This window comes from Rothia mucilaginosa (genome assembly GCF_964211445.1).
Classification (GTDB): Bacteria; Actinomycetota; Actinomycetes; order Actinomycetales; family Micrococcaceae; genus Rothia; species Rothia mucilaginosa_E.
The window spans coordinates 12,339-27,940 of the sequence record NZ_CAXOQT010000010.1 but is presented as its reverse complement, the minus strand read 5'-3'; the positions used below and the strand labels follow the sequence as shown (position 1 = coordinate 27,940).

13 protein-coding genes are annotated in these 15,602 nt (G+C 60.4%); 6 read left to right on the top strand and 7 right to left on the bottom strand.

All coding sequences use genetic code 11. The annotated features are described in order from the left end of the window. Positions 1-5: 5 nt before the first annotated feature. Complete coding sequence (locus AB8E48_RS03715) at positions 6-710, top strand: pyroglutamyl-peptidase I family protein (protein ID WP_368885810.1); 705 nt, start codon at positions 6-8, stop codon at positions 708-710. 141 nt (positions 711-851) lie between these two features. Here AB8E48_RS03715 and pgi read toward each other — a convergent pair whose 3' ends face one another. Continuing rightward, a complete protein-coding gene (gene pgi / locus AB8E48_RS03710; protein ID WP_368885809.1) occupies positions 852-2,528 on the bottom strand; it encodes a glucose-6-phosphate isomerase in 1,677 nt (558 codons plus the stop codon). A 129-nt stretch (positions 2,529-2,657) separates the two neighbouring features. On the opposite strand from pgi, the gene AB8E48_RS03705 reads away from it, so the two are divergent. The 5 genes from AB8E48_RS03705 (at position 2,658) to dapC (ending at position 9,579) form a co-directional block, all read left to right on the top strand. Then, positions 2,658-3,611, top strand: coding sequence for an NAD(+) diphosphatase (locus AB8E48_RS03705; RefSeq protein ID WP_368885808.1), 954 nt, complete (start codon positions 2,658-2,660; stop codon positions 3,609-3,611). Positions 3,612-3,811: 200 nt separating this feature from the next. Then, positions 3,812-5,725, top strand: a complete 1,914-nt coding sequence (gene typA / locus AB8E48_RS03700) for a translational GTPase TypA (protein ID WP_368885807.1) — start codon at positions 3,812-3,814, stop codon at positions 5,723-5,725. A 338-nt stretch (positions 5,726-6,063) separates the two neighbouring features. Beyond that, a complete protein-coding gene (locus AB8E48_RS03695) occupies positions 6,064-7,413 on the top strand; it encodes a PIG-L family deacetylase (RefSeq protein ID WP_368885806.1) in 1,350 nt (449 codons plus the stop codon). Between the two features lie 512 nt (positions 7,414-7,925). After that, positions 7,926-8,246, top strand: coding sequence for a ferredoxin (gene fdxA, locus AB8E48_RS03690; protein ID WP_005505213.1), 321 nt, complete (start codon positions 7,926-7,928; stop codon positions 8,244-8,246). Between the two features lie 193 nt (positions 8,247-8,439). Then, positions 8,440-9,579 (top strand): succinyldiaminopimelate transaminase, encoded by a 1,140-nt coding sequence (gene dapC, locus AB8E48_RS03685; protein WP_368885805.1) that lies wholly within the window; start codon positions 8,440-8,442, stop codon positions 9,577-9,579. Positions 9,580-9,693: 114 nt separating this feature from the next. Here the strand turns inward: dapC and AB8E48_RS03680 are convergent, their stop codons facing one another. From AB8E48_RS03680 to AB8E48_RS03655, 6 genes are all read right to left on the bottom strand, one after another. Beyond that, a complete protein-coding gene (locus AB8E48_RS03680; RefSeq protein ID WP_306525675.1) occupies positions 9,694-10,632 on the bottom strand; it encodes an amino acid ABC transporter permease in 939 nt (312 codons plus the stop codon). Next, on the bottom strand, positions 10,629-11,312 hold the full coding sequence (locus tag AB8E48_RS03675) for an amino acid ABC transporter permease (RefSeq protein ID WP_049332080.1): 684 nt from the start codon (positions 11,310-11,312) through the stop codon (positions 10,629-10,631). The genes AB8E48_RS03680 and AB8E48_RS03675 overlap by 4 nt, the downstream gene beginning before the upstream one ends. Positions 11,313-11,332: 20 nt before the next feature. After that, the gene (locus tag AB8E48_RS03670; protein WP_294626926.1) at positions 11,333-12,163 is read right to left on the bottom strand and encodes a glutamate ABC transporter substrate-binding protein; all 831 of its coding nucleotides are present in this window, start codon (positions 12,161-12,163) and stop codon (positions 11,333-11,335) included. Between the two features lie 15 nt (positions 12,164-12,178). Continuing rightward, complete coding sequence (locus AB8E48_RS03665; protein WP_294626995.1) at positions 12,179-12,943, bottom strand: amino acid ABC transporter ATP-binding protein; 765 nt, start codon at positions 12,941-12,943, stop codon at positions 12,179-12,181. 375 nt (positions 12,944-13,318) lie between these two features. Further along, on the bottom strand, positions 13,319-14,332 hold the full coding sequence (gene galE / locus AB8E48_RS03660) for a UDP-glucose 4-epimerase GalE (protein WP_049341848.1): 1,014 nt from the start codon (positions 14,330-14,332) through the stop codon (positions 13,319-13,321). 201 nt (positions 14,333-14,533) lie between these two features. Then, on the bottom strand, positions 14,534-15,418 hold the full coding sequence (locus AB8E48_RS03655; protein WP_368885804.1) for a DUF4253 domain-containing protein: 885 nt from the start codon (positions 15,416-15,418) through the stop codon (positions 14,534-14,536). Positions 15,419-15,602 lie beyond the last annotated feature (184 nt).

The window sequence follows — 15,602 nt, the reverse complement described above, 5'->3', positions numbered from 1 at the left end:
CGACTATGTCAACCACACCCAACCAGGCACGCACCCTGCTGCTGACCTTCTTCGGCCCGTTCCCCGGTGTGCCCGTGAACCCCACCGTGGCGCTCGCCGAGGGTGCTCAGCGTCTGCTGAGCCAGATGCGCCCGGACCTGAACGTCATCACCCGCGAACTGCCCGTCAGCTATGACGGTTCCAGCACCGCCCTGCGTGCCGCCCTGCAGGAGGTGCAACCCGACGCGCTCATCAGCCTGGGCGTGGCGGTCGGTCGTGACGTGGTCAGCCTGGAGCAGGTTGCTATCAATCTGGACTCTGCTGGTATTGAAGATAACGACGGCGACCAGCGCTGCGACGAGCCGATTGCGCCGGGCGGTCAGGAGGCGTACTTCTCCTCCCTGCCGGTGCGCGCCAGCTTTGAGCGTCTGCGTGCGGCGGGGGAGCCGGTCGAGATTTCGTACACCGCCGGAACCTACGTGTGCAACCACGTGTTCTACGAGGGCCAGCGCATCAGCCGCGAGCTGGGGCTGAGCATCCCCGCAGGGTTCGTGCACGTGCCCGCAACCCGCGCCGATGGTGGAGAGACGACCGAAGATGTGGAGCTGACCGCTCACCGTGACGCCGGTGGCCTGGTCCGTGATGAGCAGGGCATCCCGCAGCTACCCGAATCCACCGTGGTGCGCATTATTGCGGAGGTCGTCTCCGATACCCTGCCCGCGCTGGACTAACAGTACTGAGTCAGCCAGAACCCATATAACTAGAACCCATATAGCAAAACCGCCGGATAGCCTCCCAAACGGGAGCCTATCCGGCGGTTTATGCATCCTACACCCGCAGGCTATAAAACCCTCGGGTGTAGGTTCAAGCTACTACTTGGTGCGGTTCTTCAGATAGTAGTCAATCAGCGAAGCGGTCGAAGAATCCTGACGCTCCAGAACCTCGCGGTCACCCTCAATAGCGGGAACCAGGTCCAGAGCCAGCTTCTTACCGAGCTCAACACCCCACTGGTCGAAGGAGTCAATGCCCCAAACGACACCCTGAACGAAGGTGATGTGCTCGTACAGGGCAATCAGGGAGCCCAGAACGCGCGGGGTCAGGCGCGGTGCCATGATAGAGGTGGAGGGGCGGTTACCGCTGAAGATACGTGCGTTGACCACGTGCTCTGCGGTGCCCTCTGCACGAACCTCTTCCTCGGTCTTGCCGAAGGCGAGAGCCTGAGACTGCGCGAAGAAGTTAGCCAGGAACAGCTCGTGAACGTCCTGCTCGCCGTCCTTGGTCGGGTGGACCGGGTTAGCGAATGCCAGGAAGTCCGCGGGGATCAGGCGGGTGCCCTGGTGGATCAGCTGGTAGAAAGCGTGCTGGCCGTTGGTGCCGGGCTCCCCCCAGAAGACTTCACCGGTTGCGTAGTTGACGAAGGAGCCGTCTGCGCGAACGGACTTGCCGTTGGACTCCATGGTCAGCTGCTGCAGGTATGCGGGGAAGCGGTGCAGGTACTGGTCGTAGGGCAGGACCGCGTGGGTCTCAGCACCCAGAAAGTTCACGTTCCAGATGTTCAGCAGACCCATCAGAACGGGCACGTTCTGCGCCAGGGGAGCGGTGCGGAAGTGCTCGTCCATTGCGTGGAAGCCAGCGAGGAAGTCAGCGAAAACCTTCGGGCCGAAAACAATAGCCAGGGAGGTGCCGATAGCGGAGTCTACGGAGTAGCGGCCGCCAACCCAGTCCCAGAAGCCGAAAGCGTTCTCGGGGTCGATGCCGAATGCTGCAACCTTGTCGAGTGCGGTGGAGACAGCCACGAAGTGCTTAGCCACAGCCTCGGACGCTTCCTTACCTTCCAGCGCGCCAGCCTCACGCAGGGAGGAGAGCAACCACTCGCGTGCCACGCGTGCGTTGGTCAGGGTCTCCAGGGTGCCGAAGGTCTTGGATGCGACGATGAACAGGGTGGTCTCGGGGTCCAGGTCGGAGACCTTCTCTGCCACGTCGGTCGGGTCAATGTTGGAGATGAAGCGTGCGGTGATGCCTGCGTCTGCGTAGGGCTTGAGAGCCTCGTACACCATGACCGGGCCCAGGTCGGAGCCACCGATACCGATGTTCACGACGGTCTCGATGCGCTTGCCGGTGATACCGGTCCACTCGCCGTTGCGCACGCGCTCAGCGAATGCGTAAATCTTCTTCAGAACGGCGTGGACGTCTGCGTCTACGTCCTGGCCGTCAACGGTCAGTGCGGGGGTGTAGCCCTCGGGGCGGCGCAGCGCGGTGTGCAGTACTGCGCGGTCCTCGGTGACGTTAATGTGCTCGCCGGAGAACATTGCCTCGCGAGCCTGCTCCAGCTTGACCTCTTCAGCGAGCTTGAGCAGCAGCTCAACGGTCTCGGAGGTAATCAGGTTCTTGGAGAGGTCGACGTGCAGTTCGTCGGCGGTGAAGCTGAGCTTCTGCGCGCGTTCCGGGTCAGCGGCAAACCATTCGCGCAGGTTCGGAGTGAGGGACTTGTGATGAGCGGACAGAGCAGACCACGCGGAGGTGGTCGTAGGGTCAATAGAAGTAGTCATGGTTCCATTCTCTTATTTTCGGGTGCCCCTGTCATCTCTTTCGAGAGTGATATGGGACGATACGGCGAAAAAATCGAAACCTGGCACCCTATTGTGGGCCTTACAGTATCAAGATGTAGAGTAAAATCCATGACTTCTTCACCTGAACACACGCCCGAGACTATTTCTGACAGCGCCCCGCGCTACCTGCTCATCTCCCGCGAGGGGGAGACCCTCCTCAACGATGACGGAACCCTGCACTACCTGACCGGTAGCGATACTGCCGAGCCGCTACCCGAGGACGCTATCCTGGCGCGCAGCGTGATTCGCCCCGCTGCCTACAGCGTCGAAGCAGAAAAGAGCAGCGAGGCAGAGAAGAACGGGTCACAGGTGCACGTACTCTACTGCGAGGACGAAACCCTCGCGCAGGTCGCTGCCGACCTGAACAACCCTCGGGTGCACGCCTCCACCAGCGGTTTCCGCTACTACCCGGTCCACGACGACCCGGAAGGCCGCGCCCACTACGCTACCGCCCTGGCACGCCGCGACTACCTCATCGACATGCGCTACTCCGCCTACAGCGGTGAGGAGGCGCCCCTCGGCTCGAAGGGAATCCGCCGCACCGCCTCCGGCGAGATGGTGTTCCCCCGCATTGAACCTGCCGTCATGGCGCTGGTGACCAGCCGCGACGGCGAGCGCGTGCTACTCGCAAATAACCGCCAGTGGCACCCGAACCGCTTCGCCCTTATTGCTGGCTTTGTTGATCCGGGTGAAAACCTCGAAGAGGCGATTGCCCGCGAGGTCTACGAAGAGACCGGCTTGCACGCCCTCAGCACCGAATACCGCATGAGTGATGTGTGGCCTTTCCCGCGCTCGCTCATGATTTGCTACCGGGTGCGCGTGGACGAAAACGAACCCATCATCCACCACGACGGTGAGATTCGTGCGGCACGCTGGTTCACCGCCCCCGAACTGCGTGAGGCGATTGCTATCTCGGAGGAGCGCGGCAACAGCGACGAGGACGACCCCGCCAAGCTGGAGCTGCCCGGCACGAACGCCGTTGCCCGCCGCATGATTGATGAGTGGCTCGCCGAAAAGCCCTAGTGATACACTGGTAGCTAAGCCCAACGGAGGGGGGTCCGTTTTGGCGTGCCCGGAAATGCTCTCACCGCAGAGCGGTTCCAGGAGTAAATGCCCGAACCGGCAAGTACCTGAGAAATAAGGTACTGCCCCGTGACCCCCGCGCCTCTAGAGCGCACCCGCTGGCAAGACTATCCCCTAGATTTAAGCGAGAAACTTAACGCATGTCTGAAAACACCGCTTCGCGCCCCGACCTTCGCAATGTGGCCATCGTGGCACACGTTGACCACGGCAAGACCACCATCGTCGACGCGATGCTGCAGCAGACCCACGCCTTCTCTGCCCACGCAGATGTTGAAGACCGAGTCATGGACTCCGGCGACCTCGAAAAGGAAAAGGGCATCACCATTCTGGCGAAGAACACCACCGTGTTCTACAACGGCCCTTCCGCCAACAGTGAGACCATCACCATTAACGTTATTGACACCCCCGGCCACGCCGACTTCGGTGGCGAGGTGGAGCGCGGCCTGTCCATGGTTGACGGTGTTGTGCTGCTCGTGGACGCATCCGAAGGCCCGCTGCCCCAGACCCGCTTCGTGCTGCGTAAGGCACTGGCTGCTAAGCTGCCCGTGATCCTCGTGGTCAACAAGGTTGACCGCCCCGACTCCCGCATCGACGAGGTCGTTGGCGAGTCCATGGACCTGCTGCTGGGCCTGGCATCCGACCTGGCGGACGAGGTTCCCGACCTGGACCTGGACGCTGTGCTGAACGTTCCGGTGGTGTACGCATCCGGTAAGGCTGGCGCTGCGTCCCTGAACCAGCCCGCAGACGGCCAGCTGCCCGACAACGACGACCTTGAGCCGCTGTTCAAGACCATCATCGAGCACGTGCCCGCCCCCACCTACGACCCCAACGAGGTTCTGCAGGCACACGTGACCAACCTCGACTCCTCCCCGTTCCTGGGTCGTCTGGCACTGGTCCGTATCTTCAACGGCACCCTGAAGAAGGGCCAGACCGTTGCGTGGGCACGCCACGACGGTGAGATCAAGAACGTCCGTATCTCCGAGCTGCTGGCTACCAAGGCTCTCGAGCGCGTTCCCGCAGAGTCCGCTGGCCCCGGCGAAATCGTCGCAGTGGCTGGTATCGAGGACATCACCATTGGTGAAACCCTGACCGACGCTGAGAACCCCAAGCCCCTGCCGCTGATCAAGGTGGACGACCCCGCAATCTCCATGACCATCGGTATTAACACCTCCCCGCTGGCTGGCCGCGTCAAGGGCGCAAAGGTCACCGCACGTCAGGTGAAGGACCGCCTGGACCGCGAGCTGATCGGTAACGTGTCCATCAAGGTTCTGCCCACCCAGCGTCCGGATGCGTGGGAAGTTCAGGGCCGTGGCGAGCTCGCTCTGGCTATCCTCGTGGAGCAGATGCGCCGCGAGGGCTTCGAGCTGACCGTGGGTAAGCCCCAGGTGGTTACCAAGACCATCGACGGCAAGGTCTACGAGCCCATGGAGCACATGATCATTGACGTGCCCGAGGAGTACCTGGGTGCTGTTACTCAGCTGATGGCTGCACGTAAGGGTCGCATGGAGAACATGGCGAACCACGGTACCGGTTGGGTCCGTATGGAGTTCGCTGTTCCCGCACGTGGTCTGATTGGTTTCCGTACCCAGTTCCTGACTGAGACCCGCGGTGCCGGTATTTCTTCCTCGTACTCGATTGAGCACGAGCCCTGGGCTGGCGACATTGAGTACCGCACCAACGGTTCGCTGATTGCTGACCGTGCCGGCGTGGTGACCCCCTACGCGATGATTAACCTGCAGGAGCGCGGCACCTTCTTCGTGGAGCCCACCTCCGAGGTGTACGAGGGCATGATCGTTGGTATGAACTCCCGTGCAGACGACATGGAAGTTAACATCACCAAGGAAAAGAAGCTGACCAACATGCGTTCCTCGACCGCGGACAACTTCGAAAACCTGACCCCGCCGAAGAAGCTGACCCTGGAAGAGTGCCTCGAGTTCGCTCGTGAAGACGAGTGCGTTGAGGTGACCCCCGAGGCGATTCGTATCCGCAAGGTCATCCTGGATTCCAACGAGCGTGTCCGCGAGTTCCGCCGCCGCGCACGTGCGAACGACTAATACAGCGCGAACAATTGTTAGCGTTAGCGACTAACCTGCTCTAGTGGGTGCTGTCGTTGCGTAAGAGCCGCCGCTACCTTTCTGTATGGAAGGTGGCGGCGGTTCTGTTTAACCCTCGAACGCCTTCGGGAAATATCGGCGGGGTAGGGGAGGGGGAGGAGAGCAGAGCGCTTTTGCTTTCTGCCTAAAACCGCCTCCGAAAAGCCCGAACACCCCGCACCGTGCGGGTGAGTGTGTAAGATAAAATAATGCGCCCGAGGCGGTGGCACCTACCCGCCACCCCGCACGGCGCCGTTGACTGTCCGAAAGCCCGACCCTGCGTATGAGAGGGAAAGCCTGTGTCTGAAACCGAGAACACTCAGCCTGATTCTGCGACCCCCAGCTACCCCACGCAGGGTGAGCGCATCGCCCCCGGCTCGCGCCGCGATCTGTTGCCGAATAACTACGATGCGAAGAATGCACGCATCCTCTTCGTGCATGCGCACCCGGATGATGAAACCTCTTCGACCGGCGCAACCATGGCGTACTACGCGCAGAAGGGCGCGGAGGTGTACCTGCTGACCGCTACCCGCGGTGAGCTGGGCGAGGTGATTCCCGAGGAGCTGCATCACCTGGAGGTCGGTAAGCCCGGCTGCCGTGATAATGGTGAGGCGCTGGGCGAGTACCGTACCGGTGAGCTTGCCGGCGCTATTAAGGCGCTGGGTGTGAAGAAGCAGTTCTTCCTGGGTCAGGAGCCCGCCGTCGCTGAGGGCGCACTGCCCCTGTACCGTGACTCCGGTATGGCGTGGGGTCCGGAGGGTAAGCCCGTCGCTAACCCGGTGGCGGCGGCTGATTCGTTGACCGCGCAGCCTCTGGAACCGCAGGCTCAGGCGCTGGTGGCGGCTATTCGCGCCCTCAAGCCGGATGTTCTGGTCACCTACGATTCGGACGGCGGCTACGGCCACCCCGACCACGTGCGCGTGTACGAGATCGTGCACCGCGCCCTGCAGATTCTTGAAGATGATGAGGACCGCCCGATTCTCACCTGGGGTATTGAGGGTGAGTTCGATACGGCTGATCAGCGCGTTCAGGCGGCTATCTACGGTGACGGAACCGCCAAGCGTAAGGCGATGGAGGCGCACCGCACCCAGATTACGGTCGTGGACGAGAAGACTTTCGAGTATTCGAATAAGGTGCCTCAGAAGATTTCTGCCGTGGAGACTTTCCGCGTGCTCGACGGTGACCCGACCGCGACCGTGCATCCGAAGCCGCAGGAAGCGGGTCTGGTGGCGGGCGTTCTGACCGGCTCGATTCTGGGTATTTTCGCCGGTATCGCCGGGTCGATTTACCACGCCTGGGTCGTGTACGCGGGGGACACCGCCCTGCCGATCGGCCTGCTGGTGGCGTACCTGACGGTTTTCTTTACCGCCCTGTGGTGTGCCCTGTCGCTGCGCCGCGGCTATGCGGCGGCTGTTGTGGCCGTTGCGGCGTTCGTGACCGTGTACGTTTTGGGGTATGGCCGCCCCGATTCGCCGTTCGTGCTGGTGAACCCGAGTCACTCGGCGATTGGTTTCTACGGTGCCCTGTGGTGGTTTGGCGCCCCGGTGGCGGCGATGCTGGGCATGCTCGTGTACACTCGCGCTCGCGTGAAGGACGCGCAGTATTTCTCGCCGCGTGCGGCGCATCAGCGTGCGCGCGCTAAGAAGTAGCTCGCAAAGCTATTCGCAAAGCAATAATGTAGGGGAGGGGCGTTCCGGTGTGCCGGGGCGCCCCTCCTTCTTTGGTAGCGGTTTCTTCTGCATCCTTGTCTGGTCTGCGGGCGATGAGTTGCGAGTGTGGGCGTGAAAGCAGGAAAATAGCGAAGAAAATTTATGCGTTATTCGGTGAATTTCATGCGTGGGAAAAAGCGTGGACTTCATCAAAAAATTCATGTGACGAAGATTTCATTTTTGGCTTAATCTATTTTTAAAAGCCTGCCGACTAGCCGCAACGTAAAAAAATACCAGGTCAGCCTAGCCTAAAAAATACCCCCGCAAACCCAAATGGGGACTGTCTGTTACACCACGAAAATACTGTTAAACAGCCGGTGCGCGATAGACTATACACAGACTTCCCCGCCGGGTACCGAATACTCGGCGGTTTACTCTGTAGATTTTGCCCTGCAGCAGACGACCCGCAGACCGGCGGGCACGGGGCGAACAGCTTCTAGAAAGGCACACCAATGACCTACGTAATCGCGCTTCCCTGCGTGGATGTCAAAGACCGCGCATGCGTTGAAGAATGCCCCGTCGACTGCATCTACGAAGGCGAACGCACCCTGTACATCCACCCGGATGAGTGCGTGGACTGCGGCGCCTGCGAGCCCGTCTGCCCCGTAGAAGCAATCTACTACGAAGACGACGTCCCCGAAGAGTGGAGCGAATACGTCAGCGCCAACGCAGACTTCTTTGACGACCTGGGTTCCCCCGGTGGCGCAGCAAAGCTCGGCCCCACCGGCAAGGACGTGCCCTTCATCGCGGCACTGCCCCCTCGTGGTGAATAATCCCCGCGGCGAGTAATAACGGTAGAACCGAATAGACCAACGCATCCGATACAAGATGCGGAGAGCCTCCATCTAGCCCCCGGTGCCCACGCACCGTCTAGGCGCTGGAATGGAGGCTCTTGCTGTAGGCACGCCAGCGCGCGGACGCTAGACTAAAATGACGAAAACTAATCCCAAGCAACCAGGTGACACAATGACTTACGGCCTGAACCTGCCCGAATACCCCTGGGAGGCGCTCGCCCCCTACCGCGCAACCGCAGCCGCCCACCCGGACGGTCCGGTGGACCTGTCCATCGGCACCCCGGTCGACCCGACCCCGCAGAACATCCGCGAGGCGCTGGCGGCTGCCTCTGACGCTCCCGGCTACCCGACCACCCACGGCACCCCCGCCCTGCGTGAGGCTATTGCCGAGTGGTTTGCGCGCCGCCGCGGTGTGACGGGTCTGAGCCCGGACGCGATTATGCCCACGGTTGGTTCTAAGGAGCTTGTGGCGTGGCTGCCGTTCCTGCTGGGCCTGGGCCCGGGCGATGTGGTCGTGTACCCGCGCGTTGCCTACCCTACCTACGATATGGGTGCCCGCTTTGCCCGCGCTGAGTCTGTGCCCGCCGACAGCCTGGACGAGCTGGACGCTGACACCCGCAGCCGCGTGAAGCTGATTTGGGTGAACTCCCCGGCGAACCCGAACGGCGTGGTGCGTACCGTGGAGCAGCTGCGTGAGATTGTGGCGCAGGCACGTGAAATCGGTGCCGTGGTGGCGTCCGATGAGTGCTACGCGGAGCTCGGCTGGGGCGCTTGGGATGAGGCGCGCGGCGGTCAGCCCGTGCCGTCCATCCTGGATCCTCGCGTGTGCGACGGCGACTTCACCGGTCTGTTTGCCGTGTACTCGCTCTCGAAGCAGTCGAACCTCGCCGGTTACCGTGCCGCGTTCATTGCAGGTGCCCCCGAGCTCATGCCGAACCTGATTAATAGCCGCAAGCACGCCGGCATGATTGTGCCCGCGCCTGTGCAGGCTGCCATGATGGTGGCGCTGGCTGATGAGGCGCATGTGGCGGCGCAGAAGGACCTGTACCGTGCCCGCCGCGAGGTGCTGGAGGAGGCGATTACCGCCGCCGGTGGCCGCATTGAGAACTCTGAGGCGGGTCTGTACCTGTGGACCACTTTCGGCGAGTCCACCTGGGATTCGATTGGTCGCCTGGCGGAGTTGGGCATTATTGCTGGCCCCGGAGTGTTCTACGGCGAGGACGGTGAAGGCTACGTGCGTATTGCCCTGACCGCCTCCGACGAGGCTGTGGCGAAGGCTGCCGAGCGTCTGAAGGCATCCGCCGCCAAGTAAGTCAAGCTAACTAGCCTGCATAGCAGAAAGCCCCCGCACCCTCCCGAAAGGGGAGTGCGGGGGCTTTGCTGTATTTGCTTATTGCCGTTGGCTGGGGAGCCCGAACGAGAAGGGCTACTTGCGGCCGCCGGGCAGAACGAACATCTGAACGGTCGGCGGGTTCGGGTTATCCAGAGCGTCCGGAATCAGGTTTCGGGTCACCTTCGCGGAGGTGCGCGACGCCAGCCTGTCCGTAATGCCGGTTGCTACAGCCGTCAGAACAAAGTTCACCGTCACGAAGAGTGCCGCCGCCAGAATCAGGGTCTGCAGCACGTTGCCGTCACCGGAACCGATGCGTCGCGCCGAAGCGAGCAGCTCGGGGTAGGAGATGATGTAACCGAGTGCGGTGTCCTTCAGAATCACCACGAACTGGCTAAGCATCGAGGGCATCATTGCGGTGAACGCCTGTGGAAGCAGGATCCGAATCAGCGTCTGGGTCGGGGTCAGACCGATCGCAAGACCCGCCTCGCCCTGGCCGCGAGGAAGCTGCTTCACGCCCGAACGCAGCAGCTCAGCAATCACCGAACCGTTGTACAGGGTCAGACCAATGACCACGGCGATGAAGGGCAACTGGGCCGGTGGAAGACCGCTGTACTTGCCCAAAAAGAGCCAGAAGAAGATCATCATAATCAGCACCGGCACGGCGCGGAAGAACTCCACCACCACGGTGCCAAACCAGCGGATAACGCGGTACTGGGAGAGTCGAGCAATACCGAAGACCACACCGAACGCAACCGAGGTAACCACCGAAACCGCTGCCGCCGACAGGGTCGAGGCAAGGCCCGGCAGGTAGTAGGAACTCCAGGCGCGGGCGGTGAACAGATCAGTCCACTTTTCTGCCTCCAGCTGCCCCTTCTGACCCATCACGGTCAGCACATACACCGCAAACAGTGCGAAAAGGACTACCGCAGCAATGTTGAAGATGCGGATACGACGCTGCGCAATAGGACCCGGCTCGTCGAAAAGCACCGAAGAAGCGGCGCGGGTGTCATTACTGATAAAAGGGTTTTTCATCGCTTCACCGCCAGCTTACGGGATGACCAGGTGGTCAACGCACCAATGGGAACAACAATGATGACGAAGCCCATCGCAAACATGATGAAGATAGCGAGCACCATGTTCGCGTCGAACTCAATCATGGATTTCATTAGCCCGGAGGCCTCCGCCACCGACGCGACCGAGGCGACAGTGCTGTTCTTCGTCAACGCAATCAGAGTATTGCCGAGCGGGGTAATGGCACCGCGTAGAGCCTGAGGGAAAATCACCAGGCGGGCGGTGTCGAAGAAGCCTAGACCGATAGCGCGTGCTGCCTCAGCCTGACCCTTCGGCACGGTGTTCACGCCCGAACGGATTGCCTCGCAAATAAACGCCGAATGGTAAATCGACAGGGCAATGACCGCGTACACGAAGAAGTTCGTGTCGAAATCGTGCGAGAAGGAGAGCTGGAACTGCGTCCACACACCCAAAATGGCGAAAGTCATCATGATGGTGAGCGGAGTATTACGGACAGTGTGCACATAGGCGGTGCCCACCCAGCGCAGGGACGGGACGGGGCTGATGCGCATGAGCGCCAGCACGGTACCGAGAACGAACGAGCCAATAGCCGCCCAGAAGGTCAGCTCAATATTGGTCATGAAGGCGCCAACCACATCGTACTTGGACAGGAGGGTGCCGAGTTGGTCAAAGAATGACATTCGTGAACCTCTCTAGAGGCCTAGGCGCAGGAGGTGCCCAGGTGCGGCGGGTTGGTTTCGGTGTTGTAGTGGTAGCCGGTGCCTTCGGTGTACTTGGTGATGAGTTTCTCCCAGGTACCGTCGGCAACCATCTCGTTGATGGCGTTGTTCACGGCTTCGCACTTGTCGGTGCCCTTGGGCAGGCCCACGCCGTAGCGTTCGGTCGTGAAGGGGGAGCCAACCACTTTCAGCTTGCCCTTGTTTGCTTTGGTGGCTGCCAGACCGGCGAGGGTAATGTCGTCGGTGGTGACGGCGTCCACCACGCCGCCGTTGAGGGCTACCACGCAGTCGGAGTAGCTGTTCTGCTTGACCAGGTTCACGTTCTTGGCGAACTTGTCCTGCACCTTCTGAGCGCTGGTGGAGCCGGTCACGGAGCAGAGATTCTTACCGTTGAGGTCGTCCGGGCCGTGAATATCGGTGTTGTCGGCACGCACGAGCAGGTCCTGACCTGCGGTGTAGTAGGGGCCTGCGAAGTCCACGGTCTTCTTGCGGCTTTCAGAGATGGAGTAAGTCGCAAAAATCATGTCTACCTGACCGGTGTTGAGCATGTTTTCGCGGTTAGCGGCGGGGGATTCGACGAACTCAATCTGCTCTTCGGAGTAGCCGAGCTTGCCGGCGACGTAGCGTGCCACCTCCACGTCGAAGCCGGTGTACTGGTTGCCGTCCTGGTAGCCGAGGCCAGGCTGGTCTACTTTGATGCCGATGCGGATCTTATGGTCGCTGTCTGCGCTGGAGCATCCGGCGAGGACGCCGGTCAGAGCGAGGGATGCTGCTGCGGCGAGTGCCGCGAGCCTACGTGAATATTTTTGCATGTCGGTCCCTCCGCTTTAGTGGTTGATGATCTTGGAGAGGAAGTCCTTGGCGCGCTCGCTCTTCGGGTTGGTGAAGAACTCGTCCGGGTGCGCCTCTTCGACGATCTCGCCGTCGGCAAGGAAGACGATGCGGTCCGCCGCCTTGCGAGCAAAACCCATTTCGTGGGTCACCACAATCATGGTCATGCCTTCTCTTGCGAGGGAGACCATGGTGTCGAGCACTTCGTTGACCATTTCGGGGTCGAGCGCGCTGGTGGGTTCGTCAAAGAGCATGACCTTGGGCTTCATGGCGAGTGCGCGGGCGATGGCGACGCGTTGCTGCTGACCGCCGGAAAGTTCAGCGGGCATCTTGTGCACCTGGGAATCCACGCCGACCTTTGCGAGTAGGTTCATGGCTTCTGCTTCTGCCTCTGACTTGGACATTTTGCGGATTCGACGGGGTCCAAGGGTTACGTTATCGAGGATGTTCTTGTGGGCGAAGAGGTTGTATGACTGGAAGACCATGCCGACTTCGGCGCGGAGCTTGGCGAGGGCGCGGCCTTCTTCGGGTAGTTCTTGTCCGTCAATGGTGATGGATCCGCTGGTGATAGTTTCGAGGCGGTTAATGGTTCGGCAGAGGGTGGATTTGCCGGATCCGGAGGGTCCGAGGAGGACGACGACCTCACCTTTTCCCACGGAAAGATTGATGTTCTTCAGAACGTGGTTGGTGCCGTAGTACTTGTTGACGTCGGCGATTTCGATGAGGTTTTTCTGCGCTTCGGGAGCTGCCTGTGCGGACATCATGAACCCTTTCACGTGAGGTGCGTCTATGATGCGGGTTGTCTGTATGCTGAGTTTTCAGCTTACGCCTCAGGCGGTTTCCTGTCTGCAAAATATTCACTTTACTGTGTAAGCAATGTGAATTTTTAAGCATGAATGCATAGTTATAGTATTTTTGACGTAAAAATATGGGTCAAAAACACCCCATCTTCACAAAAGGCTCTGACTAGGGAATATATTCTTCCCTTTCTCTACGCACTCACGAGGTGTCAACTGCCTTTGGGGAGGTAGCCACGACTTGGTAAAAATTTCGAAAAAAGCGCAGAAAAGTGCCCGATAGGTGAGATAACACCTATCGGGCACTCTTCAACACCCCTCACAAGGGGCTAAAACAGCTTAGGCTTCGTAACCGTTGGGGTTGTTCTTCTGCCAGTTCCAGTGGTCGCGAACCATGGTCTTGATGTCGCGGCTAGCGCTCCAACCCAGATCGGCCAGAGCAGAGGAAGGATCAGCGTAAGAGACTGCAACGTCACCGGGGCGACGATCCACAATCTTGTACGGCAGCTCCTTACCGCACGCCTCCTCGAATGCGTGCAGAACCTGCAGCACCGAGTAGCCGTTACCGGTACCCAGGTTCCAGGTGTGCAGACCGCCGTGCTGGGTAATGTAATCCAGCGCCTTCAGGTGGCCGTCAGCCAGGTCAACCACGTGGATGTAGTCGCGCACACCGGTACCGTCAACGGTCGGGTAGTCGTTACCGAAGACGTTCAGGTGCTCGCGGCGACCCACGGCAACCTGCGCGATGAAGGGCACCAGGTTGTTCGGGATGCCCGCCGGGTCCTCACCGATACGGCCGGACTCGTGCGCACCGACGGGGTTGAAGTAACGCAGCAGAGCGATGTTCCACTTGGAATCGGATGCAGCCAGGTCAACCAGCATGTCCTCAATGTGCTCCTTGGTGCGGCCGTAGCAGGACTGCGCATCCATGTTCATCTTCTCGATGAGCGGCATGGACTCGGGCTCGCCGTACACGGTAGCGGAGGAGGAGAACACGATGGAGTGGCAGTCAGCCTCGTCCATTGCGTACAGCAGGTTCAGGGTGCCAGCCACGTTGGTCTGGTAGTACCACAGCGGCTTCTCTGCGGACTCGCCCACAGCCTTCAGACCCGCAAAGTGAATCACAGCGTCGGGGCGAACCTGCTTGAAGAGAGCCTTCATACCTTCGAGGTCAAGCAGGTCAACCTTGTGGAACTCGGGGGCGCGGCCTGCGAGTTCAGCGACGCGCTTGAGGGACTCCTCGGAAGAGTTCGCGAGGTTATCCATGACGACGACGTCGTGGCCTGCCTTGAGCAGTTCAAGTACAGTGTGGGAACCGATGTAGCCGGCGCCGCCGGTAACGAGTACCTTCATGATGTCCTTTCGGGCTTTATATATCCGGAAAAAGCGCTCCGGATGGGGGACAAAAGCTGTTGAGCTGTATCTAATAGTACAGCTGTGCACGGGGCGTAAGTACTGCGGGACACTGTGCGCTTGTGCACTCTGGTGTGAGCACGTGGGAGACGTTATTTAGGTGTGTCGACACTCGCCCCCGCCTGGCTTTATAACCCGCAGCTAATCCCACCAGAAATACCACTGGCGGCTCTGGTGAATAAACTCCGCCAGCTGCTCAACATCTTCAAACACCTGGAACGGAAGATCAGAACAAAATGCGAACTGCTCGACCGCCAGATTCTTCGCCTCCACCGGGTCGGTGACGGGGCGTTCCACCAGAAATTCCAGGCAGTCAGCACCGTCAAGAGCCGCCGGGATGGCACCGTACTTTTCACGCCAATAGTGAGTGAACGCCAGCTGCGTTTCAGCATCCGGGCAGTCATTCCAGCCGCCGAAGGGCAGGTATGCGGGAATATCGGCGGGGTCATCGGTCGGAATCTGCAGCAGGAGCATCTCGCCTTTATCCTCCTCATCCACAAGCTCGTAGCGGAGCAGAGCGGAAAGGCACGGGGCGTCAGCTTCGGGTTCCTCATCGGGCAGAAAATCGGAGCTCATAAACTCGCCCATAAGTTTGTTGAGGTTGAAGTCGTCCGGGTCGTCCTCGCTAGTATCTTCGCCGTCGTCCATAACCCGGCGCAGCTGCCGGGCAATAGCAGCGCTGCCGTACTCTTCGGCGGAGGCACCACCCCGGGCGGTACGGTAACGCCCCAGGACAGCACGAGTGTAGGCGCTCACCTGCTCGGGGGTCAGAGTTTCAACATCGTCAATGATGTCGTGCTCAAGGGACACCGCGATAACCATGCTCTCAAGCACCGTATCGTTCAGGTTCAGGAAGAAGGGGACGAACCCCTCTGCGCGCCCACGCTCAGTCAGCTCATCGTAACGAGCCATAGCATCAGCTGCCGGGGTACCCGCCGCAACACGTTCGTGCGGGTAGGGGAAGAGGCGCGTAAAGTGCCGGTAGGTTTCGCTCATCGTCGACTCTGACTTAGTTGATTCGGGCATCTGAGTTCCTCTCTGAACTGTACAAGTGGTCTGTCGTGGCGGGTGTGCTGTACCCGGTACTACCAGCCTAACGAAAGCCCGAGCAACTTGCCCTGAAAACGGTCATCGGAGCCGCTGTGGATGTGTGCCCGGCACACTAGAGCTGCGAAAGGGGAATACCGGGCATAGCAAAGGGGCCGGGATG

Bases quoted from the DNA above. Each gene is read 5' to 3' on its own strand.
- AB8E48_RS03715 (WP_368885810.1), top strand. From the start codon at position 6: ATGTCAACCACACCCAACCAGGCACGCACCCTGCTGCTGACCTTCTTC.
- pgi (WP_368885809.1), bottom strand. From the start codon at position 2,528: ATGACTACTTCTATTGACCCTACGACCACCTCCGCGTGGTCTGCTCTG.
- AB8E48_RS03705 (WP_368885808.1), top strand. From the start codon at position 2,658: ATGACTTCTTCACCTGAACACACGCCCGAGACTATTTCTGACAGCGCC.
- typA (WP_368885807.1), top strand. From the start codon at position 3,812: ATGTCTGAAAACACCGCTTCGCGCCCCGACCTTCGCAATGTGGCCATC.
- fdxA (WP_005505213.1), top strand. From the start codon at position 7,926: ATGACCTACGTAATCGCGCTTCCCTGCGTGGATGTCAAAGACCGCGCA.
- dapC (WP_368885805.1), top strand. From the start codon at position 8,440: ATGACTTACGGCCTGAACCTGCCCGAATACCCCTGGGAGGCGCTCGCC.
- AB8E48_RS03680 (WP_306525675.1), bottom strand. From the start codon at position 10,632: ATGAAAAACCCTTTTATCAGTAATGACACCCGCGCCGCTTCTTCGGTG.
- AB8E48_RS03675 (WP_049332080.1), bottom strand. From the start codon at position 11,312: ATGTCATTCTTTGACCAACTCGGCACCCTCCTGTCCAAGTACGATGTG.
- AB8E48_RS03670 (WP_294626926.1), bottom strand. From the start codon at position 12,163: ATGCAAAAATATTCACGTAGGCTCGCGGCACTCGCCGCAGCAGCATCC.
- AB8E48_RS03665 (WP_294626995.1), bottom strand. From the start codon at position 12,943: ATGTCCGCACAGGCAGCTCCCGAAGCGCAGAAAAACCTCATCGAAATC.
- galE (WP_049341848.1), bottom strand. From the start codon at position 14,332: ATGAAGGTACTCGTTACCGGCGGCGCCGGCTACATCGGTTCCCACACT.
- AB8E48_RS03655 (WP_368885804.1), bottom strand. From the start codon at position 15,418: ATGCCCGAATCAACTAAGTCAGAGTCGACGATGAGCGAAACCTACCGG.